Here is a 24117-nt window from a genome sequence, read left to right on the forward strand (position 1 = left end):
ATACACCGACGGGACTGGCGGCGGCTGTGGCGGTACTGCCGATGCGGGTGCCGCTGGCGCTGCCCGGACGCCCATTCCCTGACGGCGGCACCGCCGAGACCCTTGGAACCACCACCGATCCCGGCACTGACCCGCCGAGGGTATCGGGCAGCCGTCCGCGCCAGGCCGCCCAAGCCGGCCGTGCCGGCAATGCCGTCCCCGCCGCAGGTCGACGGCGGGGCCGGGAAGTCCCGGCCCCGCCGTCGCCATCCCGCCGGCCGACCAATCAACGAACGGTGCTGGACGGGCACACCAGTGGCCGAGTTGGTCGCTTCACCCCGGCACAGCGGAATCGCGCTCGGCTACGCGAGCGGATGTGACCGGTGATCGGGCCGCCGGAGCGGTGGTACCGGTTCGCCGCGCGGCGGCGTCGCCGGATCTGCGTCCACGTCCCGGCACACCCGTCGTACCGCTGCCGTGACTGCGGTGCCGCCTGGCCCTGCCCGGAAGCACGGCTCTGCCTGCTGATCGGCTTTCAGGGCGACCGGGTGGGCCTGATGGTGTACCTCGCCGCACACCTCGCCCGCGCCCTGGAAGAACTCCCCGACACACATCCCGCGCTGATCGCCGGCCAGATCCTGCACTGGGTGCCCCGGCGTTACTGACCCGCCTCATCACCCGATCAGACCCGCCCCGGACCACCCCGCCTTTCCCCTGGTCCGGGGCGGGTCGCAATGCGCGGGTCAGCGCGCATCAGTCTCGTACCCGTACCCGATGGTTAGATCCGGGCCAGCGCGGCGCGGAGCGGGTCCAGGCCGAGGGAGCCCAGGTCCAGCGCGGCCCGGTGGAATTCCTTCAGGTCGAAGTCGGCACCCTTGCGGGCCTTCGCGTCCTCCCGGGCCTGCAACCAGATCCGCTCGCCGATCTTGTACGACGGTGCCTGCCCCGGCCAGCCGAGATAGCGGTTCAGCTCGAACCGCAGGTTCTCGTCCGGCACCCGGCAGTGCGCCCGCATGAACTCCCAACCCAGCTCGGGGGTCCAGCGCTGCCCCGGGTGGAAGCCGAACGGGTTGTCCCGGGGAATCTCCAGCTCCAGGTGCATGCCGATGTCCACGATCACCCGGGCGGCCCGGAGCGCCTGCCCGTCGAGCATGCCGAGCTTGTCGCCGGGGTCGGCGAGATAACCCAGCTCGTCCATCAGCCGCTCGGAGTAGAGCGCCCAACCCTCGCCGTGCCCGGAGGTCCAGCAGAGCAGCCGCTGCCAGCGGTTGAGCAGGTCGGCCCGGACCTGGGTCTGCGCCACCTGGAGGTGGTGTCCGGGCACGCCCTCGTGGAAGACGGTGGTCACCTCCCGCCAGGTGGAGAACTCGGTGATGCCCTGCGGCACCGCCCACCACATCCGGCCCGGCCGGGAGAAGTCCTCGCTCGGGCCGGTGTAGTAGATGCCGCCGTCGCTGGTCGGCGCGAGGCAGCACTCGATCCGGCGGACCTGCTCGGGGATGTCGAAGTGGGTGCCGTGCAGTTCGCCGATCGCCTTGTCGGCCAGCGCCTGCATCCAGTCCCGGAACGCCTCCTTGCCCTGGATCCGGCGGGCCGGGTCCGCGTCCAGCGCGGCCACCGCCGCGTCGATGCTGGCGCCCGGGCCGGCGATCTCGGCGGCCACCGCGCGCATCTCGGCCTCCAGCCGGGCCAGCTCCTCGAACCCCCAGGCGTACGTCTCGGCAAGGTCGACGCGGGCGCCGAGGAAGTACTGCGAGGCGAGTTCGTAGCGCTCCCGCCCGGCGGCCTGCTTGGCCCGGCCCAGCGGGGCGAGTTCGTCCCGCAGGAAGTGCCCGAACTGGGCCGTGGCGGCGGTGGCCGCCGCCGCGCCCCGGCGCAGCTCGGCGGCGAGCGCCGGGTCGGCGGGGAGCCGCTCCACCAGGGAGTGGAAGAAGTCGTCGCCGTCCGGGTCGGTCCAGATGTCGCACTGCTTGGCGACCTCGACGATCTGCGCCCGGGGGCTGACGTGCCCGGCCTTGGCGGCGGTACGCAGCGTCGTCTTGTACGCGTCGAGCGCACCGGCGAACTGGCTCAACCGGGCGGCGATGTTGCCGACCGCCTCGGCCCCCTCGGTCGGCATCAGGTCGAAGACCTGCCGGAGTTCGTGCAGTCCGCTGGCGATGACGTTCAGTTCGCTGGTCGTCTCGCCCGCGTCGTACCGGGCGAGTTCGAGGCCGAGCCGCTCCTGCATCGCCTCCTTGGCGGTCCGCTCCGCCTCGGAGTCCGGCTCGGTGGCGTTGAGGGCGGTGAGCGTACGCCGGGTCAGCTCGGCCTGTGCCGCGAAGCCATCCGGGGACAGGTCGCCGAGCTGGTCGTCGTACCCCCCGATGCCGACAAAGGTCGCGCCGGTCGGATTCAGCCGTGCCCACTCGTCGACGTAGCCGTCGGCCAACTCGTTGATTCGTCCCACGTCACGACCCTACGTGATCGGTCCGACGCCACTCATCCGCGTTATGCCGTACGCCGGGCCGTGTCGGCGGGCCACCCGGACGGCGGGGTCAGGGCAGGAGTTCCCGTGGATCGAAGTCGATCTCGAAGGGCTCGCTGGCCCGGAGCCGCTGGCCGCAGACCGCCTCGGCGGTACGCCGGTACTCCCCGTCCTCCAGGGTGAAGAACTCGACGGAGGCGTGCCGGAGCCGGCGGACGATCTCCACCCGCATGAAGTACGGCACCCCGCCCTCGGCACACCGCTTCGGCTTGTCGACGAAGTCCTGCTTCCGGCTGCCGTGCGACACGAACTCGACCGCCATCGTGCAGAGCCGGACCGGCACCCACTTGTCCTCTTCGTCGGTCTGCGGCAGCGCGTGCAGGATGGTGACGTCCGGCTGGATCCACTGCCGCAACTCGAACGTGAGGTTGACCGGGCCGTACACGTAGAAACCGGACGCTTGGGCGGCCGGTCGGAGCAGGTGGGCGAGCGTCATCTCCCCATAGCTGTTGGCGCCGACTTCTGCCGGGGTCATCACTAACCTTCCGTCGATGCACTCGTAACGTGCGGTAGGCAGCTCCGGCAGCGGAAGATAGCGGTCGGCGAGCTGGGTTGTCCACATCCCGTCGAAATCCACCAGCGGATCGAACTGTGCCGGCATCGCCATGGGCCACCTCCTCGACGCAATCGACGTTACCAACCCAACCGTTTGACGTGTGTCGCCCGCCACGAGGTCCGGAAATCGCGAGACAATGTCGTACTCCTGGCCCAGAGTGTCAGGGGTGACTGGCGCTACCACTCCTGACAAGGCCGCCCTCGGGTCATGGCTGCCGGGCTTCTTCGCCCTCGGCGCGATCTGGGGATCGAGCTTTCTCTTCATCAAGATCGGCATCCGGGAGATGCACCCGGTCTACGTCACGCTCGGCCGGGTCGGCGCGGGCGCGATCACCCTGCTGGTCGTGCTGGCGGTGCTCCGCGACCGGCTGCCCCGGGACCCGAAACTGTGGCTGCACACCGCGCTCTACTCGGCGATCGGGGTCGCCCTGCCGTTCACCCTCTTCGGCTACGGCGAGCAGCGGGTCTCCTCGATGCTCGCCGGCATCTGGAACGCCACCACCCCGCTGGTGGTACTGCCGCTGGCGGTGCTGGTGTTCCGCACCGAGCGGATGACCGTACGCCGGGGAGTGGGGCTCGGGCTCGGCTTCGTCGGGGTGCTGGTGGTGCTCGGCGTCTGGCAGGGCCTCGGCGGTGCCCAGTTCACCGGCCAACTCTTCTGCCTCGCGGCGGCGGCCTGTTACGGCGTGGCCATCCCGTACCAGAAGCGGTTCGTCGCCGGCCGGGCCGAGTCCGGGCTCTCGCTCTCGGCGGCGCAGCTGCTGATGGCGACGGCGCAGCTCGCGATCGCCGCGCCGCTGGTCGCCGGTGCCCCGCCGGCACCGACCCGGCTCTCCGGCGAGGTGATCGCCAGCGTACTGGCGCTGGGCGCGCTCGGCACCGGCCTGGCCTTCGTGATCAACCTCCGCAACATCCGGGTCGCCGGGGCCAGCACCGCCTCCACGGTCACCTACGTGATCCCGGTCTTCGCGGTGCTGATCGGAGTACTCGCGCTCGGTGAGCACCTGGCCTGGTACCAGCCGGTCGGCGCGGCGATCGTGCTGGCCGGGGTGGCGGTCTCGCAGGGCCTCTTCGGCCGGCGACGCCGCCCGGCGGTACCGGCCGGCATGCCGCCGGAACTGACCACGTCAGGCCGCGTGTGAGCCGGTCCAGTCGAGCAGTGCCTCGGCCGACCAGGTGTTGACGACCCGCTCCACCGGTACGCCGCACCGGGCGGCCCGCTCGCAGCCGAACCGCTGCCAGTCGAGCTGACCCGGTGCGTGCGCGTCGGTGTCGATGGCGAACCGGCAGCCCGCCTCCACCGCCACCCTGATCAGCCGCTTCGGCGGATCCTGCCGCTCCGGACGAGAGTTGATCTCGACGGCCTTGTCGTGTTCGGCGCAGGCGGCGAAGACGGCGTCGGCGTCGAAGTCGCTCGGCGGCCTGGTCCGCGCCCGGTGTCCCCGGTCGCCGGGCCCGGTCACCCCGGGCGGCCGGGCGGCGACCATCCGCCCGGTGCAGTGCCCGAGGATGTCCAGGTGCGGGTTGGCGACCGCCGCCAGCATCCGCCGGGTCATCCGCGCCTTCGGGTCCCGCAGGTTGCTGTGCACCGAGCCGACCACCACGTCCAGTCGGGCCAGCAGCTCCTCGTCCTGGTCCAGCGAGCCGTCGTCGAGGATGTCGACCTCGATCCCGGTGAGGATCCGGAAGCCCTCCGGCAGCGCGTCGTTGACCGCGGCGACATAGTCGAGCTGCCGGCGCAGCCGGGCGGCGGTCAGCCCCCGGGCCACGGTCAGCCGGGGCGAGTGGTCGGTGAGTACCAGATATTCGTGGCCCAGCTCGACGGCGGCGAGCGCCATCTCCTCGATCGGCGATCCCCCGTCCGACCAGTCGGAGTGGGTGTGGCAGTCGCCGCGCAGCGCCGCCCGCAGCGCGGCGGCCTCCTCGTCCAGGTCGAGCCCCTCGGTGGCCAGCAGCCGGCGCAGATAGACGGGCTCCTCACCGCGCAGCGACTCGGTGACGGTACGCGCGGTCACGTCGCCGACGCCGGAGAGTTCGGTCAGGGTGCCCGCCTCGGCGCGGGCCGCCAGCTCCGGCGCGGGCAGCTCGGCCAGGGTCTTGGCGGCCGACCGGAACGCCTTGACCCGGAAACTGGCCTCGTTCGCCCGTTCCAGCAGGAAGGCGATCCGACGGAGGTCGGCGAGGGGGTCGCGGCCGGTCATGCCGACCAGGTTAGCCAGCGGTCGGCACCGGCGGGGGGACTCGCCGGAGCGTCCCCGACCGGCCGGTGCCGCCCGGCGGACCGAACCGGGTTGCCGGCCGGCGGACCGAACCGGTTGCCGGCCGGCGGGCCGAACGGGGTTGCCGCTGTCCGACCCTCGTCGTAGTGTCCGTCCGCCGCTTCGCGCCACGGTTCGGGCGGAAGCATTCACGGGGGAGGACGAATCGTGGTAGCCACTTTCCGCGCGCTGGCGTCGGTGGTGATGCTCGCCGGGTTCTACGTCGTCGCGCTCGTCCAGCTCGGCGGCGCGGTGGCCCTGGCCATCTGGCTGGCGACCGTGCTCAACGGCGTGCTCGTACTGAAGATCGTGTTTCCGCTCTTCGTGGCCACGGTCGGCGCCGTCTCGGTCGCGCTCTGGAAGGCCGTCCGGGCCAGGCCGGAGCCGCCGGAAGGGCTTCCGGTCGGCCCCGACCAGGCCCCGGAGCTGTGGCGTACGGTGCACGAGCTGGCCGGCGTGGTCGGCACCCGGGTGCCGGACGAGATCCGGCTGCTGCCCGAGGTCAACGCGGCGGTGACCGAGGACGCCAAACTGCTCGGCCTGATCGACGGCCGACGCATCCTCTACATCGGACTCCCGCTGCTCCAGGCGATGAGCGTCGACCAGATCCGCTCGGTGGTCGCCCACGAGCTGGGGCACTACTCGGGGCGGCACACCCGGCTCGGCGCGGTCGCCTACCGGGGCCGGCTGGCCCTCGGCGGCACCATCAACCGGATCGGTTCGGCCAACCCGGTCGGCTGGGTCTTCAAGGGCTACGCCCGGCTCTACCTGCTCGTCGACAACGCCGCCTCCCGCCGCCAGGAACTGGAGGCGGACCGGGCCTCCGTGCAGGTCGCCGGCCGGGCCGCCGCCGCGTCCGCGCTGCGCGAACTGCCGGTACTCGACGCGGCCTGGGGCTTCTTCCTCCAGCGGTACGTCCACCCCGGCTGGGAGGCCGGGTTCGTGCCGGACGACCTCTTCGCCGGCTTCTACGCCCTGGTCGCCGCCCGGCAGGCGGAACTGGCAGAACTGCGCGGCAACGAACCGGACGGTACCGGGTCACGCTGGGACACCCACCCGCCGATCCCGCAGCGGATCTCGGTGATCGCCACCACCCCCGACGTACCCCGGCCGACCGACAACCGACCCGCGTACGTCCTGCTCCCGCAGATCGCCGTGCTCGGCCGCCGGCTCCAGGAACGGGTCGTCGACGTCGGCGACCGGCAGGTACTGCCCTGGCCGCAGTTCACCCACGCGATGGTCGCGGCCGGCGTGCAGCGGCAGACCGACGCCGTCTTCCGGGCACTCGGCCGGTTCACCGGGGCACCCGAGCCCGGGCTGCCGGTCCTGTTCGAACTCGTCCAGGCCGGCCGGCTCGGCGAGTTCGCCGAACAGTTCTTCCCGAACGCCACCCGCCGGGAGGCGGCCGGCAGGTTCGCCGAGCCGATGGAGACGCTGTTGCAGAGCGCGGCGGTCACCGCCCAGGCGGCCTGGTGGCAGCACTCGTGGTCCGAGCCGGCCCGGCTGGTCGGCCGGGACGGGCAGCCGATCTCGTTCACCGAGATCGCCGAACTGGCCGTCTCGGCGCAGACGCTGCCCGAGGCGGTCGCCCGGCTCACCGCGCTCGGCATCGACCCGGCGCACGGCCGGGTGGTGCAGCGCCGGGCCACCGCGAACGGCGCCCGGCTGCTCGCCGCGCTCGCCAACATCAAGGTCGACGGCGTCGACCACGACGTGCTGATGCTCAACCGTGGGCTGGTCTTCGTCGGCAACCCGGGCAAGGCGGACAAGGGTACGAAGCGACTGCGCGAACTGGTCAGCTCCGCCCCGGTCGCCGAGCTGGCCGGCCGGCACCACTTCCTGCCGTTCGAGGAGATCGCCGGTGCCACCATCGGCAAGCAGGTGCCGCTGAAGGCCGAGCTCGTGCTGCACGACGGCCGCCGGCTGGCGCTACAGGAGGCGTGGAGCAGCGAACTGCTGGAGAAGAACAGCCGGGACACCCTGCTGGAGGCGCTGAAGTCGTTCGGCGAGCGCTGACCCTGACCGGCCGCCGGAACGCGCCGTACCCTGGCGGTCATGCGCACGATCGACTGGGTTGACGGTGCCGTCGAACTGATCGACCAGACCGCCCTGCCCGCGCGGCTCACCGTACTCCGGCTGAGCACCGTCGAGGAGCTGGTCGCGGCGATCCAGCGGCTCGCCGTACGCGGCGCACCGGCGCTCGGCGTCGCCGGTGCGCTCGGCGTCGCGCTCGCCGCACACCAGCCCGGGGACGTGGCGTCGGCGGTACGCCGGCTGGAGACCGCCCGGCCGACGGCGGTGAACCTGGCCCGGGGCGTACGCCGGGCCGCCGCCCGGCTGCCGGAGGGCGCCGACGCGGTCCTCGCCGAGGCGCTGGCCGTCCGGGACGAGGAGATCGCCGCCTCGGAGGCGATGGCCCGGCTCGGCGCCGACCTGCTGGCCGAACTCTGCGGGGCGCGGCCCAGGCTGCTCACCCACTGCAACACCGGGGCGTTGGCGGCGGTGGTCGGCGGTACCGCCCTCGGCGCGGTACTGGAACTGCACCGGCGGGACGCGCTCGGCGCGGTACTGGCCAGCGAGACCCGGCCGCTGTTGCAGGGCGCCCGGCTGACCGCCTGGGAACTGGGCCGGGCCGGGGTGCCGTACCGGGTGGCGGTGGACGGAGCGGGTCCGTTCCTGATGGCCCGGGGCGAGGTCGACGCGGTGGTACTGGGCGCCGACCGGATCTGCGCCAACGGCGACGTGGTCAACAAGATCGGCACGTACGCGCACGCGCTCGGCGCCCGCCGCGCCGGCATCCCGTTCGTGGTCGTCGCGCCGGAGTCGACCGTCGACCTCGACACCGCCGACGGTGCACAGGTCGAGATCGAGGACCGGGGCGCCGCCGAGGTGCTCCGCTACGGCGGGAACCCGGAAGCCGACCCGGGACCGGACAGCGTCGACGCGGTCAACCCCGCCTTCGACGTGACCCCGTACGAGCTGGTCACGGCGATCGTCACCGAGCGGCGGGTGATCAGGCTGGATCGGGGAGAGCGGGTCTGACCGCGGTGACCGTACGCCGGTCCTCGGCGACCCGGGTCACCCAGCCACCCGCCCGGCCGAGCCGGAGCAGCGCGTCCGGCCGGGCCGGCAGCTCCACCGAACTCCCCGGGCGGGGCGGCCAGCCCTGCCGGGCCGCCGAGCCGGGCGCCAGCCACTCCCGCAGCGCACCGATCGGGTCCGCCGAGCCGACCGCCGCGCGGGCGCCCTCCAGCTCCCGCAGCACCGCGTCCAGCGCCGGGCCGACCGCGGCCGCGTTGCCGCCGCACATCGCCGCGACCAGGTCCGGCCGGGTCGCCGCGACCCGGGTGCCGTCCCGGAACGAGCCGGCGGCCAGGGTGCCGGCCAGCGGGTCACCGGCCGCGACCGCCGCGATCGCGGTGGCCAGCAGATGCGGTACGTGGCTGACGGCGGCCACCGCCCGATCGTGCTCGGCGGCGACCGCCGGCACCACCCGGGCACCGATCCCGGTCAGCAGGGCCGCCAACTCCAACCAGTCGGCCACCGGGGTCACCCCCGGTTCGAGGCAGAGCACCCAGGCGCAGCCGGTGAAGAGGCTCGGATCGGCGGCACCGAACCCGGAGGTCTCCCGGCCCGCCATCGGATGCCCGCCGACGAATCCGGCCCGCCGGTCGGTACCGCCACGCAGGTGCCGGTCGACCAGGGCGCGTACCGGCTCCTTGACCGAGGTGACGTCGGTGACCAGCCCGGTGTAGCCGGCCGAGGAGAGTTCGTCGAGCACTCCGGCGACCGCCGGCAGCGGTACGGCGACCACCACCAGATCGGCGCCGGCCACCGCGTCGCGTACCGTCCGGGCGACCTGCCAGCGGTGTGCCGGCGGCGCCTGCGCGGCGGCGGTCCGGGCGGTGGCCCTGGTCGCCGGGTCGGCGTCGTAGCCGAGCACCCGGTGACCGGTCGAGGCCAGCGCCCGCAGCACCGAGCCGCCGATGAGACCGAGCCCGATCACCGCGACGTCCACGACCGGAACTCTCGCACACCGGCCGGCGCTACGGCGCCTTCGGGCAGCCGTTGTCGGCGCGCCAGTCCCTGACCTTGGCGGCCGGCGACGTGTTCCGCTTCTTGCGCCAGGCGTCCAGGAACGACGCCGGCCAGACCACGCCGCGCCGGATCCACCAGTCGGCGGTCTTCTGGCAGGGCGGCGAGATGCCGAAGTGCAGGTGGCAGACGTTGTTGGCGTTGCCGGTCCGGCCGACCATGCCGACCTGCTCACCGGCCCGGACCCGGACACCCGCCTCGATCCCGCCGCTGACGGTGGTCAGGTGCGAGCCGTAGTAGCGCACACCGTCGTCGCCGAGCAGCGAGACGGCCTTGCCGCCGTTGTTCGGCCCCTGCGGCCCGGTCTTGCTGTACCGGTCGACCCGGCTCACCTCCAGGATCCGGCCGTTCGTGACCGCGACGACCGGCGAGCCGCAGTTGGCGAAGATGTCGGTGGCCGGGTACGCCGAGTGGGTCGGGTGGTAGGCGACGTTGCCGGTCTGCACCGGAAAGACGTACCTGTGGCTGCCGCTGGTCGTCGGCGGCGGGGTGGTCGGCTTCTTCGACGGCGACCTGCTCGGCGTCGCGCTGGCGGTCGGCGTCGGTGCGGCGCTCGGCGTACCGTCGGCGGCCGCGCTGGTGGCCGGCGTCTCCATCGGCTCGAAGGCCGGTGCGCCGGTCGGCTGCCGCGTGTCGGCGCAGCCCGCGGCGAGCGCCGTCACCGTCACCAGCAGGACGGCGACCGGGTACCCCCGGCGCCGGCCGGCCCGGCCCGGTCCCGCTGATCCTCCCCATGACATTGGGCCATAGTGGCAGACCGACCCGGAGCCCGCCGGCCCGGAACCGCCGCTGTGGCCGGGGAACCGAATCTGTACCCGCCGCACCGCCCGATGTCCGCGCCGTGCCCTGCACCGGGCCGGTGCCGGGCGGTCGTGATCCGGTCGGCCTCCGGCGCCCGCCGGGTAGGCTGCGAGCGGGTGGACCGAGCCGAAACGGGCGGAGCATCGCGCGGGCCTGGACGTGTGTGGCTACCCGTGGTGACGGGAGGGAGCGGGGTCATGGCGGAACAGCCGGCTCTCCAACCCCGGTCCGGCGTGCCGCATCCTGGGCTGCACCAGCCCGGCCAGCCCGGCCAGCCCGGTACCCCGGCCCAGCCGGGTGTGCTCCAGTTCGGCGGGCCCGGCACGCCGCCACCGCCGGCCATGCCGTCGCCGGTCGTCGGCTCCGACCCGGTCTGGCAGCCCCGACCATTCGGGCACACCCCGTCCGGCCTCTTTCCGGCCAGCCCGCCACCCGGGAACACCCACCCGACCTACCGGGAACCCCATCCGGTACGCCCCGGAGCCGTCGCCGCGGGCGCCGCGTCCACCGCCGCCTGGCTGGTGGCCTTCGGCCTGCTCGGGCACGACCTGCGCGGGTACGTGCTCTGGACGCTGCTGGCCGGCGGGTTGGCCTGGCTCGTCGCGCTGTTGCTGACGCAGCGGGGCAACCGGGGAGCCGGTGCCGGCATCGCCCTGGCCACCGGGATGGGTTGGGCGATCGCCGGGGTGGCCGTCGCGACGCGCTGGTACACCAGCGCCGACTGGCCGTTGTGGTGACCGTCCGCCCGGTTCCCTCAGTCCGCTCAGTCCGTTCCGTCCGCTCGGTTCCCTCGGTCCGCCCGGGCTGCTCCGGCCGTCCGGGGTGCTCCGGCCGTCCGAGATGCTCTGTCCGTTCCGTCTGCTTTCGTCGCTTCCGGTGGCGATCGCTGCGGCCCGCGTCGCAGCTCCGGGCCGGTGCCGGCGGGTTCTCGGAGACTCCGAGAATCGCTCGCAACAGCCGCGCTGAGTGAGGTGACCGCTGCGCACCGCTACCGGCCTTGACGAACCGGGCCCGACTCGGCACTCTCGGCGGTATGGCCTGGACAGAGCATCGGCTCGACCCTGAACGCAGCCGTCGTCGGTTGCAGCTCCTCGCCGAGCTCGCCGGGGCGAAGTCGGTGCGCGAGCGTGAGCATCCGCGACGTGCCCGGGTGGACCGCCTGCGCGAGCTGATCGCCACCCGTCGCCGCCTGGTGAACTGACCGCAGCCTCGCCCACTTCGATTCCCCGTCCCTCCTTCGGGGCGTTGCGTGGGCTCGGCTGGATACGACCGGATACCGTCACGCGTGACAGAGAGCCGGCTGTGCACCGGAAAAGTCGGCGTGATGTGCGGCTGGGGGCCGCTGGGTAATTGGGGGGACCGTGTCGTACTTCGCTGCGGCGGTGGTGCGCCGCCAGTCCGGCTGGGCCGCGACAGAAGTTGATCTCAATGGCGCGGGCGACATCGACGAGGTCGCCGACCTGCTCCGCGACGTCGACCCCGACGCCGAGATCTCCTTGCTGTTCGTCGAGTCCGACGACGCCTACCTGGCCATCGTGCGGCTGGACGAGGGTGACGACCTGCGGATCTTCGGTTCGGACTCGGCGTTCGCCGAGGAGTCGCGGCTCGGCGCCCTGCTGGTCGGCGACATCAAGGCGCCGGCCCTGGACATCGACGACGTGGTCGAGCCGGTGGAGCGCGCGGCCGGGTCGTCCGACGACGACGAGGAACCGGCCGTCGATCCGGACGCCGACCCGGTGGGCGACGCCGATCTCCTCGCCGACCTCGGCGTCTCGGCCCACCGCCTGCTCGCGCTCTGCGCCCACGAGGGGATGCTGCCGGCCGACGTGACGGCCGAGGTCTGCCAGATCATCGGCTGCGGCAACGAGGTCGAGGAACTCCGCGAGGCGTGACCGGACCAACGGGTCGGGCCGCCGGTGAACCCGACCCGTCCGACCAGCCGCTGACCGGGCGTCGACACCGGCACGAGGCGTGGATGCGGCGGGCGCTCGAGGTCGCGGGTGCGCCGCCCGGCCCCGGCCCGATCCCCCCGGTGACCGGCCGAGCCGACGAGGTGGCCGTCGAGGCGCTGGCCGGAGACGTACCGGTCGGAGCGGTCGTCTACGCCCCGGACGGTACCGAGTTGTCGAGCGCCCGCAACGAGCGCGAGCTGACCGGCGATCCCACCGCGCACGCCGAGGTACTGGCCCTGCGCCGGGCCGCCCGCACGGTCGGCGCCTGGCGGCTGACCGGCTGCACCCTGGTGGTGACCCTGGAGCCGTGCACGATGTGCGCCGGTGCGCTGGTACTCGCCCGGATCTCCACGCTCGTCTTCGGTGCCTGGGAGCCGAAGACCGGTGCGGTGGGTTCGCTCTGGGACGTCGTACGCGACCGGCGGCTCAACCACCGCCCCGAGGTGTACGGCGGGGTCCTGGCGGCCGAGTGCGCCGCGGCACTACAGTCCTTCTTCCGCTGACTGTGAGCATGGCGGGGTCGGTTCATCAGTGGTGAGCTGATAGTCGGTAGTAGTGGGCGTGACTCTTCGTCTGACTGGCCTTTGGTGCCTTCGCGTGGACTTGTCCGCCCGCTGCTGCCGGCGCGCCGGCAGCAGCGGGCGGACAAGTCCACGCGAAGGCACCAAAGGCCAGTCAGACGAAGAGTCACGCCCACTACTACCGACTATCAGCTCACCACTGATGAACCGACCCCGCCATGCTCACAGTCAGCCGAGAGGCTCTCGGTGTGCAGGAGTTCACCAGAGCCGGGTCGGCGGATCCGGATCGACCAGTCGGTGCTCACGCCGGGCTCGGTCGGCAGTGTCAGCCGTGGGGCCGTCGCGATCACTGGTGCGCCGGCGAGGCTGCTCACTCCGGGCAATGGCTGGGCGAGTTGCAGTTGGGCGCGGCGGGCACCCTTGACCCGGCGCGGTGTTCCGCCGCCAAGCCGTAGCTGCGACACCTGGCGAAGGTCGGCGCGGCGCAGCGTCCAGCCGAGCCAGCCGTACGGGGCCGGCACGTCGTACGTGTCGACCAGGTCGCCATCCACCTGCAGCTCGAGCGGCCCACCGCCGTCGCTCTCGTGCGGTACAGCAGCCAGACCGGATCGGGCGGAAGGCCGGTGGTAGCGGGCACCCGCCGGCCGTCCTCGGTGAAGACCAACAGGGGATCCCGCGGGTCGACAGCATCCAGCTCGTACTCCTGGTCGTAGCCAGCCACCTCGACAGTCACCTGACGCGCGGGGCGTGCGATGGCTACCGCTGCTGCGGGCGCGGTCTCGCTGGTGCCGGGCCAGCGGGACTGGCTGACGACCGATTCGACCTCGCCGTCGAAGCGCAACTGCCACATGACGCGACCGTCCGCTGCGTCATGGACCGGCGGCAGCCACACCATCAGGCCTCGGCCGAACGGCTCCAACTCCAGGTGAGGTCGCTGCGGCGCCGCCTGCGCGGCCGGCCCGCCGCGCTCCGAGCTGCCTGTCCAGTCGAGCTGCTCCGCCTCCGCGAGCGCCTGAGCTCTTTCGATGAGGTGTGGGGAGAGTCCGAGTCCGTCGGCGGTGAACCCCGGCTGCCGCAACCGTTCCAACAGGTCGAGGCAACGGTCGACAAGGTCCGCCGCGTAGTCCTCGCCGCGCTGGATGAACCGCTGCACCGGCTTGTCGGTCCCGTGCAGGCGCGACTCACGCCCGGGCGCGAGCGCCCAGGCGAGGAAGCTCTCGCCAGTGAGTCCGGGCTCGCGGGCCTGGCGGTGCAGGAGGAGATTCAACAGGTCGCCGAGGCAGTATGCGGGAACCCCGGCATGCATGAGGATCTCACCGACGTAGACCTGCGGCAGACCAGGGAACCGGGCCAGCCGGAAGTAGTCGAGGTTGACGCGGAAGGCCCTCCCCCAGAACGTCTGGTCAACCTGGCCCGGCGCCTCGTTATGGACGGCGCTCCAGTAGTCGCCGTGCTCGTACCCGACGGCACCTATCCCGGCCAGACCGACGACCAGGCACGCGGGGTATTGACGGGTGAGCAGCTGCTGCCGTTTAAGGGAGGCGCTGTACCAAAAGACTTGTCCCAGTGCGCGGATGACCTCTTTGGCGTGGCCCTCCGGTGCGTCAATCTCGGCGACGAGCGACACCGCGCGCAGAGCTGGCGCCCACTCGGCTTCCCGGAGCCGAAGTATCTCGGATGCGTGTGACACGGTCTCCCTCTTGTGGATTGTCGTCGTCAGCGCGGTAGGACCGACTATGCAAGCAAGCCACGGCGTCTTCAAGACAAAGCGAACGCCTCGGCATCCGCCCGATCCGATCGGTCATTGAGGTGAAACCGGTTGGCGGCAGCGGTGGACAGGTCAGATCGGACGCCGCCCCACTCAGGGGAGTGAGAATTGGCAGTGTTGACCTCGCCCGCCTAGCGGACAGGTGGCCGGCCCGGCACTCGGATCACTGGACTTTGCGGCGATTCAGCGAGTAGTTGTGCGATGTGGTTGGTGGCTTGGCGGCGGCGGGTGGCGTTGACGCGGGTGTAGTAGCGCATGAGGGTGGCGGGGTCGTGGCCGAGTCGTTCGGCGACTTCGTGGATGCCGTACCCGGCGTCGAGGTAGGTCGACGCGAGCAGGTGCCGAATCTGGTGGGGGCCGATTGGGCGGACTCCGGCGCGGTTGGCGAGTTGGTTGAAGCGGTTGGTGACGTTGTCAGGCCGCAGGGGTTGGCCGGTACGGCCGGTGAACATGTATCGCGAGCCGGCCGTCGTTCTTGTAGCTGTTTTCGCGTCGGTCAAGGTCTTGAGGGTTGCCGGATCAAGGAGCAGGGTGCGGGTGCTGTTGTGGGGATTTGGGGGGCTTGTCGCGCACCCGGCTGGTGGGATCTTCGACCACGCGTTGCCGGCGGACTTTGAGAGTGGCCAGGTCCGGCTCCAGATCGCGCCACTGCAAGCCGCACAGCTCGCCACGTCGCAGTCCGGTGACGAGCAGCAGCCGCCAGAGCGGGTAGAGCCGGTCACGCTGGACGTGTTCGAGGAAGCGACGAGCTTCGGTGAGGGTCCAGACGGGCCGTAGATCGTCGCTTTCGCGTGGTCTGCGTGCGCCCAGGGTCCGGCCGGTCTGCTCGCCGACTGCCTGGCCAGGGTCAGGTCGAGTGTGCGCAGGGTGGTGCGGGAGTAGCCGGCCGCCTCCAGGTCGTGGTAGGTCCGCTCGGTCATCCGGGCGCTGAGCCGCGAGATTCGTACGTTGCCCAGGTAGGGGTAGATCAGGCTGAGCAGCCAGGTGTAGTTGTAGACGGTGTTCGGCTGTAGTTCCTGCTCGCGGGCCCGCAGCCAACTCTGGCACAGGCTTTGGACGGTGTCGGTAAGCCGTGGCCGGGCGATCTGTGCGTCACGTTGGCGGCTGAGCCGACGGTACTCGACCATCGCCGTCTTCTCCGTGTCGAAACCCGTCCTGCGGGCCTGCATGCGTGCTCCGTTACGGTCGCGTCCCATCTCCACCCGGAACCCGAACAACCCGCTCACGGGATCCCGAACGATCACATCGGTATCGGCCACGACGACCTCCTCAACGCCAGGCAACGGCCTCCGGCAGAGGGCGAAGGCCCTCCACCATGGAAACCGAGTCGCCGCCAGGGATGACGGACCAAGTGGGTGCCGCCGAGCCATCCCCGTCCGGTGTTCGAGTGTCCGTTTCAATCCGTCGAGGGGAAGCGTCGAAGATCGCCGTACGGGCGTTCGTGTCGAAGGCGTGTCACGGTCATCCACATCGGACTGCTTTGCGGCCCTCGACACGAGCCATCCGACCGCGTCCAAGGCGAAGGGGGACGCGCTACGTCGAGAATCGGAGTGTGAACCGCTGTAATGCCTGCTCAACCGGCGTTTTCAATGATCAAGGTTTCGGCCCGATACCCCCGACATCGGGTGAGGCAAGGCCCACCCACGTACTTCGTCGAGGATCGAGGAAGTACCGCCGGGCGGCGACGATCCGTAAACCGTACGCTCGTATGGGCAAAATCGAGTGTCGGATCCTGCCCCAGCATTCGCGGTGATAGATGAAAAAGGCCAGCCAAGCTGGCCTTTCACCTTGTCGGGACGGCCGGATTCGAACCGACGACCCCTTGACCCCCAGTCAAGTGCGCTACCAAACTGCGCCACGTCCCGCTCCCGCCCGACCTGCGCCGTGCGACAGCCGGTACAGCGTAGCGCAGGACCGTTTCGTACGTGCAGCGGCCCACCGTCCCCCGTCGCCCCTCCTTCACGTTCCACCGCACCCCCTCACACCCCCTACGCCGTCCTAGGAAGATAGGTCATTATTCGGAGGCGAAGACGAAGACGACGACAACACGTCGAACCCGGAATCAGGCAGAAGGTCGACCCGTCCGGTTCGGAGTGAACCGGACGGGTCGGAGGATCATCGAGCTTGGTACCCGGCGTACCCGGCTCAGCCGTGCGGCTTGCCCCGCCCGCCGGCACCGACCTTCTTCCGAGGACGTACCGAGACCTCCACCGGACTGCCCTCGAAGCCGAACTCCTCGCGGAGCTTCCGCTCGACGAAGCGCTGGTATCCGGCGTCCAGCGGGCCGGTGGTGAAGAGCACGAACCGGGGCGGGCAGGTACCCGCCTGGGTGGCGAAGAGCACCCGAGGCGCCCGGCCGCCCCGTACCGGGTGCGGTGTCGCCTGCACCAGGGCGGTGAGCCACTGGTTCAGCTGCCCGGTCGGGACCCGGGTCTCCCAGCTCGCCAGGGCGGTACGCAACGCCGGGGCGAGCTTGTCCACCGCCCGTCCGGTCTTCGCCGAGACGTTGATCCGGATCGCCCAGGGAATCCGGCGCAGCTCCCGCTCGATCTCCTTGTCCAGGTAGTAGCGGCGGTCCGCGTCGACCAGGTCCCACTTGTTGAAGGCGATCACCAGCGCCCGGCCGGTCTCGGTGACGGTGGTGAGGATCCGCTGGTCCTGCTCGCTGATCGGCTCACTGGCGTCGAGCAGTACCACGGCCACCTCGGCCGCCTCGATCGCGGCGGCGGTACGCAGGCTCGCGTAGTACTCCGTACCGCTGGCCTTGCCGACTCGCTTGCGCAGCCCGGCGGTGTCCACCAGCTGCCAGACCTCGCCGCCGATCTCGACCAGGCTGTCGACCGGGTCGACGGTGGTGCCGGCGACCGAGTCGACGACCGCCCGCTCCTCCTTGGCGAGCCGGTTGAGCAGGCTGGACTTGCCGACGTTGGGGCGGCCGACCAGGGCCACCCGGCGCGGGCCGCGCGGGCCCGCCTCGCTGATCGGCGGCGCGTCCGGCAGCGCCTCCAGGATCGCGTCGAGCAGGTCGCCGGAGCCCCGGCCGTGCAGCGCCGAGACGGGCCGCGGCTCGCCCAGCCCGAGCGACCACAGCGAGGTGGCCTCGAGTTCCACGGCCGTGTTGTCGGCCTTGTTGGCGACCAGCAGCACCGGCTTGGCGCTGCGCCGGAGCATGCGTACGGCAGCCTCGTCGACGTCGGTCGCCCCGACCGTGGCATCGACCACGAACAGCACCACGTCGGCGGTGGCGACGGCGTTCTCGGCCTGGGCGGCGATCGCGGCGGCCCGGTCCTTCGCGTCCGGCTCCCAGCCGCCGGTGTCGACCACCGTGAACTGCCGTCCCGACCACTGGGCGTCGTACGGGACCCGGTCCCGGGTCACCCCGGGCGTGTCCTCCACCACCGCCTGCCGGCGGCCGATGATCCGGTTCACCAGCGTCGACTTGCCGACGTTGGGCCGACCGACCACGGCCACCACCGGCACCGGGCCGGTCGGCTCACCCTCGTCGACGTCCGGCTCCCGCAGCTCGATCCAACCATCCCCCGCGCTCACGCCGCCTCCTCAACCGCACCATCGGCGCGCACCATGACGGTGTCGCCCCGCCGGGTGCTACCCCGGTCGTCCACCAACTCACCGATCCCGCCGATCCGCCGGTTCACCGGGCGGGCCGCCGCTCGGTGAGCAGCTCGTGCAGCCGTGCGACGACCTCGTCGATGCCCAGCGCGGTGGTGTCCAGCACCACGGCGTCCGGGGCCTGCCGCAGCGGGTCCGCGGCCCGGGTGGAGTCGAGCCGGTCCCGTCGGGCCAGGTCGGCGGCGGTGGCGGTGGGATCGGCGGCGTTCTCCGCGCTGCGCCGCTGCGCCCGCGCCTCGGCCGACGCGGTCAGGTAGACCTTGAGGTCGGCGTCGGGCGCCACCACCGTGCCGATGTCCCGGCCCTCCACCACGATCCGGCCGGCTGCGGCGATCATCTCGCGCTGCTGCCCGACGAGCAGTTCGCGTACGGCGGGCACGGCCGACACCGCCGAGACCGCCGACGTCACCTCGGCGCCGCGGATCTCCCGGTCGACGGCGACGCCGTCGGCGGTCACGCTGGGCGCCTCGGGGTCCACCCCGATCTTCAGGTCGGTCTCCCCCGCCACCTTCGCCACCGCCTCGGCATCCTGCGGGTCGACCCCGGAGCGCAGCACCGCCCAGGTGACGGCCCGGTACATCGCCCCGGTGTCGAGGTATCGGGCACCGAGCGCGTTCGCCAGCCGACGGGAGACGGTGGACTTCCCCGAACCGGACGGGCCGTCCACGGCAACCACACATCGCCCGGTCCGTACCTTTTCCGCCACCGTTCCTCCTCCACCGATCCCCTGGGCGATACGCCCGGCACTGCCGAGTTTCGCGGGCGGCCGGCCGTGGCGGCCCCGCCGCGTGTCGCTGTCCATCATGCCCCGTCCGCCGTACCGGCCCGCGCCCGACACCGGACGCGGCGGCGCCCCCAAAGCCGTAGACGCGGTGGCGCCCCGGGACTGCAGCCGTGGCGGCCCCGCCGGGCGACGACGGTCAGCGCCGCCTCCCCGCCCCCGGATCAACCAGGGTCAGAGCCGGGCGACCGGGATCAGTCGCCCACCGCCTTGAAGAGCGCGGCGATCTCGGCGTTAGTCAACCGGCGGTTACGGCCGGGCCGCAGGTCCCCGAGCCGAATCGGACCGATGGCGGTACGGATCAACCGGGAAACCGGGTGCCCGACCTCCTCCAGCAGCCGCCGGACGATGTGCTTGCGCCCTTCGTGCAGGGTCAGCTCCACCTGGGCCGTACGTCCCAGCGTGTCCACGAGGCGGAACTCGTCCACCCGGGCGACACCGTCGGAGAGTTCCACCCCGGCCTTCAGCCGTCGGCCCGCGCTGCGGGACAGTGGCCCCGCCACCTCGCACAGATAGGTCTTCGGCACCCCGTACGACGGGTGCATCAGCCGGTGCGCCAGCGTGCCGTCGTTGGTCAGCAGTAGCAGTCCCTCGCTGTCGGCGTCGAGCCGACCGACGTGGTAGACCCGCTCCTCCACCCGGCCGAGGAAGTCGGCCAGCGCGGTGCGCCCCTTCTCGTCCGCCATCGTCGAGACCACGCCGCGCGGCTTGTTCATCGCCAGGTAGACCAGCCGGGTGTCGGTGACGAGCCGCTCACCGTCGACGTGGATGACGGCGGTGGCCGGGTCGACCTTGTCGCCGAGCTGCGCGACCCGCCCGTCGACGGTGACCCGGCGCCGGAAGATCAGGTCCTCGCAGGCACGCCGGGAGCCGACGCCGGCCGCGGCGAGCACCTTCTGTAGGCGCTCCACGCCGGGGGCATCGGGATTGTCATCGCGGGGCATCGGCTATCTCTTCCACGTCGTCGGGCAGGAACGGGGCCAGCGGCGGTAGCTGGGCGACGGTGTCCAGACCGAGTTTCTCCAGGAACAGCGTCGTCGTCCGGTACAGGAACGCGCCGCTCTCCGGTTCGGTGCCGCACTCCTCCACCAGGCCGCGAGTGACCAGGGTACGGATCACCCCGTCGCAGTTGACACCCCGGATGGCCGAGATCCGTGACCTGGTCACCGGCTGCTTGTAGGCGACCACGGCGAGGGTCTCCAGCGCCGCCTGGGTGAGCCGGACGGACTGCCCGTCCAACACGAACCGCTCGACGTAGGCCGCGTATTCCGGCCGGGTGTAGAGCCGCCAGCCACCCGCCGCCCGGCGCAGCTCGAAGCCGTGCCCGGCCGCCGTGTAGTCGCCGGACAACCGGTCCAGCATCGCGGCGACCCGCTCGGTCGGCTGTTCCAGCACCTGGGCCAGCAGGATCTCGGTGACCGGCTCGTCCACCACCAGCAGGATGGCCTCCAGGGCCCCGCGCAGCTCGTCCTCGTCGATCAGGGCCAGCGTCGCGGCCTGCCGGCCGGCCCCGCCGGGCTTCGGCGCCGCCGCCGGCGCACCCTCCGCCTCCGCTGCGGCATCCTCGGGTACGCCCACCGCCTCGTCCGGTTCCGCCACGGCCGCCCGAACCGACGGCTGCGGGCGTTCCTCAGCCGACGCGGACTCCCGGTCCCCGGCGCGAGAAGCAGAAGACTCGGCAAGAGGCTCGACGGAAGGCTCGGCAAAGGACTCCGCAGCAGGTTCGGCAGAGGACTCGGCGGCAGGTTCGGTGGCCGAGGACTCGACCGGAGCCTCCGGGGACGCGGTCCCGGTCGGCCGTTCCCAGGGTGGCACCCAGGCCGCCGCCTGTTCGGCCAGCGAGTCGGGCCGCTTTTCGCTGGTCACCGCGTTTCCTCCTGCGTCTCGTCCCCGGTCGCCCCGGCGGGGCGGTCCGGCGGTGCCGGCGCACCCGCGTACTCGTCGATGTCGAGTTCGGCGCCGCCGTCCTCGGGACCGGTCCACCGTACGGTGAGTTCGCCGAGCGCCTCCACCTGGGCGAAGCCGACCAGCCCCTCGCGGTACAGCTCCAGCAGGGCCAGGAACCGGGCCACCACCTCCAGCGTCGACTCGCAGTCGGCGCAGAGTACCCGGAAGGTGGCGATACCGGCCCGGCGGAGCCGGTCGCGCAGCAGCGCGGCGTGTTCCCGGACACTGACCCGGACCATGTGCACGTGGTCGATGGAGACCACGGGTGCCTTCTTCGGCGTCATCGCCCTGACCGCCAGCGCGGCGAGCCGCTCCGGTCCGATCCCGAGCACCAGGTCCGGCAGTGCCTCGGCGTACCTCGGCTCCAGGGCGACGGCCCGGGGGTAGCGGCGGGAGCCGACCGCCTCCAGCTCGGCGATGTGCCCGGCGGCCTCCTTGAACGCCTTGTACTGCAACAGCCGGGCGAAGAGCAGGTCCCGGGCCTCCAGCAGGGCCAGGTCCTCCTCGTCCTCGACCTGGGCGGCCGGCAGCAGCCGGGCGGCCTTGAGGTCGAGCAGGGTCGCGGCGACGACGAGGAACTCGCTCGCCTCGTCGAGGTCCCAGTCGTCCCCCATCGCCCGGATGTACGCGATGAACTCGTCGGTGACCCGGTGCAGGGCGACCTCGGTCACGTCGAGCTTGTGCTTGCCGATGAGCTGTAGCAGCAGGTCGAACGGGCCGGTGAAGTTCGACAGCCGTACGGTGAAACCGGCCGCCGCCTCGGCCTCGGCGGGCGCCGACCCGGCGGTCGGGTCGACCGGAACGGCGTCCCCGTCGCCGTCGGCCGGCACGGCGGGCCGGGCGTCCGCCACGGAGGGCGGTGGGTCGGGCGCGGAACGCACCGGGTCCGGCGCGGCCGGGGAGGTGGGCGGGGAACTCACCCGACGACCGTAGTCTACCGGTTCCGGACCGTCAGCCGTCAGCGTCGTCCCGGTACCGTCACTCACCCGATGATCCTCGACCCGGCGGGCACCGAACCGGGCCCGGACAAACGAAACGCGCGAGACGAACGAAACGCGCGAGACGAACGAAACGCGAGAGACGAACGAAACGGGAGACCGCCGACCGACGTCGGCCGGAGGCGCCCACCTGTTACCGCTCGGCCTGCGCGGCGATCACCTCTCGGGCGAGCTGGCGGTAGTTGCGGGCTCCGGAGGAGGCCGGATCGAGCGTGGTGATCGGCGCACCCGCGACCGTGGACTCGGGGAACTTGACCGTCTTGGTGATCACGGTCTGGTAGACCTTGTCGCCGAACGCCTCCACCACCCGCTGGAGCACCTGACGACAGTGCGTGGTGCGGCTGTCGTACATGGTGGCGAGGATCCCCTCCAGCTCCAGGTCGAAGTTGAGCCGTTCGCGGACCTTGTCGATGGTGTCCAGCAGCAGGGCGACGCCGCGCAGGCTGAAGAACTCGCACTCCAGCGGGATGAGCACGCCGTCGGCCACGGTGAGGGCGTTGATGGCGAGCAGGCCCAGCGACGGCTGGCAGTCGATCAGGACGTAGTCGTATTCCTTGCGGATCGACCTGAGCACCCGGGCCAGCGCCATCTCCCGGGCGACCTCGTTGACCAACTGGATCTCGGCGGCCGACAGGTCGATGTTGGCCGGCAGCAGGTGCAGCCCGGCGACATCCGTCTTGATCAGCACATCCTCGGCGGTGACGTCGTCCTGCATCAGCAGGTTGTAGACCGACAGGTCGAGGTTGTGCGGGTTGACGCCGAGGCCGACGGAGAGCGCCCCCTGCGGGTCGAAGTCGACCAGCAGCACGCGGCGGCCGTATTCCGCGAGGGCGGCGCCGAGGTTGATGGTCGTGGTGGTCTTGCCCACCCCGCCCTTCTGGTTGGCCATCGCGATGATCCGGGCCGGCCCGTGCTGGTCGGTCGGCATCGGTTCCGGGATCGGCTTGCGGATCGTGTAGGCGGCCGGGTCGGCCGGGCCCAGTTCGGCGCCGAGATCGAGGGCGGACTGCTGCTCGCGCAGGCTTGAGGTCCACGCCTCGGCACGGTCAGCGTTTCCAGCCATGTCCTCGTACGCCCCCTCCCGACGACTGCCCGGCGTCGGAGCCGAACGGTGGTCCTGTGCGGCGCCGCCGCGAACCTCGATTGCCGCCTCACGAGGCCGCGCCAGATCCCGACTCTACGCCACGTCGCAGCACCGTAGTGGGCACCGTCTCGGCGTGTCGAACCGGCCGCTGACCACCACGGGTCGACCGGAATCGCACCCGCCGCCCGACAGTACCCCGCCGGCGGTGCGACCGGGATCGGCCGGTCAGCCGCGCGCCCGGGGGTGTGCGGTGGCGTACACCTCGCGGAGCCGGTCGACGGTGACCAACGTGTACACCTGGGTGGTGGTCACCGAGGCGTGCCCGAGCAGTTCCTGCACCACCCGTACGTCGGCGCCGCCGTCGAGCAGGTGGGTGGCGTACGAGTGCCGCAGCGTGTGCGGGGAGACCGCCTGCGGCCCGTCCACCGGCAGTCCGGCCCGGGCGGCGGCCCGGCGCAGGATGGTCCAGGCGCTCTGCCGGGACAGCGGCCCGCCCCGGGCGTTGAGGAAGAGCGTCGGCACGCCCCGGCCGGCGGCGGCCAGCGTCGGCCGGGCCCGGACCAGGTAGGCCCGCACCGCCTCGGCGGCGTATCCGCCGACCGGTACCAGCCGGCTCCGGCCGCCCTTGCCGTGCAGCAGCACCGACCCGTCGGTCAGGTCGAGGTCGTCGATCGCCGCGCCGACCGCCTCGGAGATGCGCGCGCCGGTGCCGTAGAGGAATTCCAGCAGGGCCCGGTCCCGCAGCTCCAGCGCGGCCCGGGGCCCGGTGGCGTCGACCGCGCCGGCGGTCTCCAGCAGCGTGATCACCTCGGTGACGTCCAGCGCCCGGGGCAGCCGCCGGGGCGGGACGGGTGGCCGTACGTCCCGGCTCGCGTCCTGACCGACCAGCCCCTCCCGGACCGCGAACCGGTGCAGGCCGCGGACCGCGCTGGCGGCCCGGGCCGCCGACGCCGCCGCCAGCGGCGGGTGGCCGTCCGCCCCGGTCCGCAGCCGGGCCACGTGCGCGGCGACCTCGGCCGGCCCGACCGCCGCGAGGTCCTCGACCCCGCCGGCGGCCAGCGTCGCCAGATACCGTTCCAGATCCCGCCGGTACGACGTGAGCGTGTTCGTCGACAGCCCGCGCTCGACGGTGAGGTGGTCGAGATAGCCGCGCACCGCACGACGCAGCGCCGGTGACGGTTCGGGCCCGTCACCGGCGTGCTGCGGCTGCCCGCTCAGCAG

At 72.1% G+C, this 24117-nt stretch carries 21 protein-coding genes, 1 tRNA gene and 1 pseudogene; 8 read left to right on the forward strand and 15 right to left on the reverse strand.

The window, feature by feature from the left end; all coding sequences use genetic code 11:
- Nucleotides 1-362: 362 nt before the first annotated feature.
- Nucleotides 363-644 (forward strand): flavin reductase, encoded by a 282-nt coding sequence (locus C6361_RS35885; protein WP_107270548.1) that lies wholly within the window; start codon nt 363-365, stop codon nt 642-644.
- A 113-nt stretch (nt 645-757) separates the two neighbouring features.
- On the opposite strand, the gene C6361_RS35890 is transcribed toward C6361_RS35885, so the two are convergent.
- Both C6361_RS35890 and C6361_RS35895 read right to left on the reverse strand, forming a co-directional pair.
- Nucleotides 758-2428: a DUF885 domain-containing protein gene (locus C6361_RS35890; protein ID WP_107270549.1), complete on the reverse strand. Its 1671-nt coding sequence runs from the start codon at nt 2426-2428 to the stop codon at nt 758-760.
- Nucleotides 2429-2516: 88 nt separating this feature from the next.
- Nucleotides 2517-3113, reverse strand: coding sequence for a Uma2 family endonuclease (locus C6361_RS35895; protein ID WP_107270550.1), 597 nt, complete (start codon nt 3111-3113; stop codon nt 2517-2519).
- Nucleotides 3114-3198: 85 nt separating this feature from the next.
- Between C6361_RS35895 and C6361_RS35900 the strand changes: the two genes are divergently transcribed.
- Entirely contained in the window at nt 3199-4203 is a 1005-nt protein-coding gene (locus tag C6361_RS35900) for a DMT family transporter (protein ID WP_107270551.1), read from the forward strand.
- On the opposite strand, the gene C6361_RS35905 is transcribed toward C6361_RS35900, so the two are convergent.
- The gene (locus C6361_RS35905) at nt 4189-5262 is read right to left on the reverse strand and encodes a PHP domain-containing protein (RefSeq protein ID WP_107257281.1); all 1074 of its coding nucleotides are present in this window, start codon (nt 5260-5262) and stop codon (nt 4189-4191) included. The two genes, C6361_RS35900 and C6361_RS35905, sit on opposite strands and share 15 nt — an antisense overlap.
- Before the next feature lie 225 nt (nt 5263-5487).
- Between C6361_RS35905 and C6361_RS35910 the strand changes: the two genes are divergently transcribed.
- Both C6361_RS35910 and mtnA read left to right on the forward strand, forming a co-directional pair.
- A complete protein-coding gene (locus C6361_RS35910) occupies nt 5488-7335 on the forward strand; it encodes a M48 family metallopeptidase (RefSeq protein WP_234359209.1) in 1848 nt (615 codons plus the stop codon).
- Between the two features lie 39 nt (nt 7336-7374).
- The gene (mtnA, locus tag C6361_RS35915) at nt 7375-8361 is read left to right on the forward strand and encodes an S-methyl-5-thioribose-1-phosphate isomerase (RefSeq protein ID WP_107270552.1); all 987 of its coding nucleotides are present in this window, start codon (nt 7375-7377) and stop codon (nt 8359-8361) included.
- Here mtnA and C6361_RS35920 read toward each other — a convergent pair.
- Together C6361_RS35920 and C6361_RS35925 are read right to left on the reverse strand one after the other, a co-directional pair.
- Nucleotides 8333-9337 (reverse strand): prephenate dehydrogenase/arogenate dehydrogenase family protein, encoded by a 1005-nt coding sequence (locus C6361_RS35920; protein WP_107270553.1) that lies wholly within the window; start codon nt 9335-9337, stop codon nt 8333-8335. The two genes, mtnA and C6361_RS35920, sit on opposite strands and share 29 nt — an antisense overlap.
- A 28-nt stretch (nt 9338-9365) precedes the next feature.
- Nucleotides 9366-10154 (reverse strand): M23 family metallopeptidase, encoded by a 789-nt coding sequence (locus tag C6361_RS35925; RefSeq protein ID WP_107270554.1) that lies wholly within the window; start codon nt 10152-10154, stop codon nt 9366-9368.
- A 258-nt stretch (nt 10155-10412) separates the two neighbouring features.
- Here C6361_RS35925 and C6361_RS35930 point away from each other — a divergent pair, with 258 nt between their 5' ends.
- The 4 genes from C6361_RS35930 to C6361_RS35940 all read left to right on the forward strand — a co-directional run bounded on the left by C6361_RS35930 (nt 10413) and on the right by C6361_RS35940 (nt 12670).
- Entirely contained in the window at nt 10413-10952 is a 540-nt protein-coding gene (locus C6361_RS35930; RefSeq protein ID WP_234359210.1) for a hypothetical protein, read from the forward strand.
- 296 nt (nt 10953-11248) lie between these two features.
- Nucleotides 11249-11416, forward strand: a complete 168-nt coding sequence (locus tag C6361_RS37850; protein WP_199187700.1) for a hypothetical protein — start codon at nt 11249-11251, stop codon at nt 11414-11416.
- A 160-nt stretch (nt 11417-11576) separates the two neighbouring features.
- The gene (locus C6361_RS35935; protein ID WP_107270555.1) at nt 11577-12107 is read left to right on the forward strand and encodes a tRNA adenosine deaminase-associated protein; all 531 of its coding nucleotides are present in this window, start codon (nt 11577-11579) and stop codon (nt 12105-12107) included.
- Nucleotides 12108-12190: 83 nt separating this feature from the next.
- Entirely contained in the window at nt 12191-12670 is a 480-nt protein-coding gene (locus C6361_RS35940) for a nucleoside deaminase (protein ID WP_107271399.1), read from the forward strand.
- A 388-nt stretch (nt 12671-13058) separates the two neighbouring features.
- Here C6361_RS35940 and C6361_RS35945 read toward each other — a convergent pair whose 3' ends face one another.
- From C6361_RS35945 to C6361_RS35995, 10 genes and pseudogenes are all read right to left on the reverse strand, one after another.
- Nucleotides 13059-14315, reverse strand: coding sequence for a hypothetical protein (locus C6361_RS35945; RefSeq protein WP_107270556.1), 1257 nt, complete (start codon nt 14313-14315; stop codon nt 13059-13061).
- Nucleotides 14316-14587: 272 nt separating this feature from the next.
- Nucleotides 14588-15715: a site-specific integrase gene (locus C6361_RS37380; protein ID WP_234359211.1), complete on the reverse strand. Its 1128-nt coding sequence runs from the start codon at nt 15713-15715 to the stop codon at nt 14588-14590.
- Nucleotides 15716-16247: 532 nt separating this feature from the next.
- Nucleotides 16248-16321, reverse strand: a tRNA-Pro gene (locus C6361_RS35960).
- Nucleotides 16322-16601: 280 nt separating this feature from the next.
- Nucleotides 16602-18005, reverse strand: coding sequence for a ribosome biogenesis GTPase Der (gene der / locus C6361_RS35965; protein ID WP_107260092.1), 1404 nt, complete (start codon nt 18003-18005; stop codon nt 16602-16604).
- Between the two features lie 103 nt (nt 18006-18108).
- Nucleotides 18109-18792 (reverse strand): (d)CMP kinase, encoded by a 684-nt coding sequence (gene cmk, locus C6361_RS35970; RefSeq protein ID WP_107270559.1) that lies wholly within the window; start codon nt 18790-18792, stop codon nt 18109-18111.
- A 269-nt stretch (nt 18793-19061) separates the two neighbouring features.
- Nucleotides 19062-19811, reverse strand: coding sequence for a pseudouridine synthase (locus C6361_RS35975; RefSeq protein WP_107270560.1), 750 nt, complete (start codon nt 19809-19811; stop codon nt 19062-19064).
- Nucleotides 19798-20733 carry an SMC-Scp complex subunit ScpB gene (gene scpB / locus C6361_RS35980; protein ID WP_107270561.1) on the reverse strand — a complete coding sequence of 312 codons (936 nt, stop codon included), beginning with the start codon at nt 20731-20733 and terminating at the stop codon, nt 19798-19800. The genes C6361_RS35975 and scpB overlap by 14 nt, the downstream gene beginning before the upstream one ends.
- Nucleotides 20734-20762: 29 nt before the next feature.
- Nucleotides 20763-21734: pseudogene (locus C6361_RS35985) on the reverse strand (ScpA family protein); the annotation flags it as partial.
- A 211-nt stretch (nt 21735-21945) separates the two neighbouring features.
- The gene (locus C6361_RS35990; RefSeq protein WP_101366633.1) at nt 21946-22875 is read right to left on the reverse strand and encodes a ParA family protein; all 930 of its coding nucleotides are present in this window, start codon (nt 22873-22875) and stop codon (nt 21946-21948) included.
- Nucleotides 22876-23121: 246 nt separating this feature from the next.
- Complete coding sequence (locus C6361_RS35995; RefSeq protein WP_107270563.1) at nt 23122-24114, reverse strand: site-specific tyrosine recombinase XerD; 993 nt, start codon at nt 24112-24114, stop codon at nt 23122-23124.
- Between the last annotated feature and the right edge of the window lie 3 nt (nt 24115-24117).

This window comes from Plantactinospora sp. BC1 (assembly GCF_003030345.1).
Lineage (GTDB): Bacteria > Actinomycetota > Actinomycetes > Mycobacteriales > Micromonosporaceae > Plantactinospora.

Coding starts and splice junctions, on each gene's coding strand:
- C6361_RS35895 (WP_107270550.1), bottom strand. CDS start 3,113: ATGGCGATGCCGGCACAGTTCGATCCGCTGGTGGATTTCGACGGGATG.
- C6361_RS35900 (WP_107270551.1), top strand. CDS start 3,199: ATGTCGTACTCCTGGCCCAGAGTGTCAGGGGTGACTGGCGCTACCACT.
- C6361_RS35905 (WP_107257281.1), bottom strand. CDS start 5,262: ATGACCGGCCGCGACCCCCTCGCCGACCTCCGTCGGATCGCCTTCCTG.
- mtnA (WP_107270552.1), top strand. CDS start 7,375: ATGCGCACGATCGACTGGGTTGACGGTGCCGTCGAACTGATCGACCAG.
- C6361_RS35925 (WP_107270554.1), bottom strand. CDS start 10,154: ATGTCATGGGGAGGATCAGCGGGACCGGGCCGGGCCGGCCGGCGCCGG.
- C6361_RS35930 (WP_234359210.1), top strand. CDS start 10,413: ATGGCGGAACAGCCGGCTCTCCAACCCCGGTCCGGCGTGCCGCATCCT.
- C6361_RS37850 (WP_199187700.1), top strand. CDS start 11,249: ATGGCCTGGACAGAGCATCGGCTCGACCCTGAACGCAGCCGTCGTCGG.
- C6361_RS35940 (WP_107271399.1), top strand. CDS start 12,191: ATGCGGCGGGCGCTCGAGGTCGCGGGTGCGCCGCCCGGCCCCGGCCCG.
- C6361_RS35975 (WP_107270560.1), bottom strand. CDS start 19,811: ATGCCCCGCGATGACAATCCCGATGCCCCCGGCGTGGAGCGCCTACAG.
- C6361_RS35990 (WP_101366633.1), bottom strand. CDS start 22,875: ATGGCTGGAAACGCTGACCGTGCCGAGGCGTGGACCTCAAGCCTGCGC.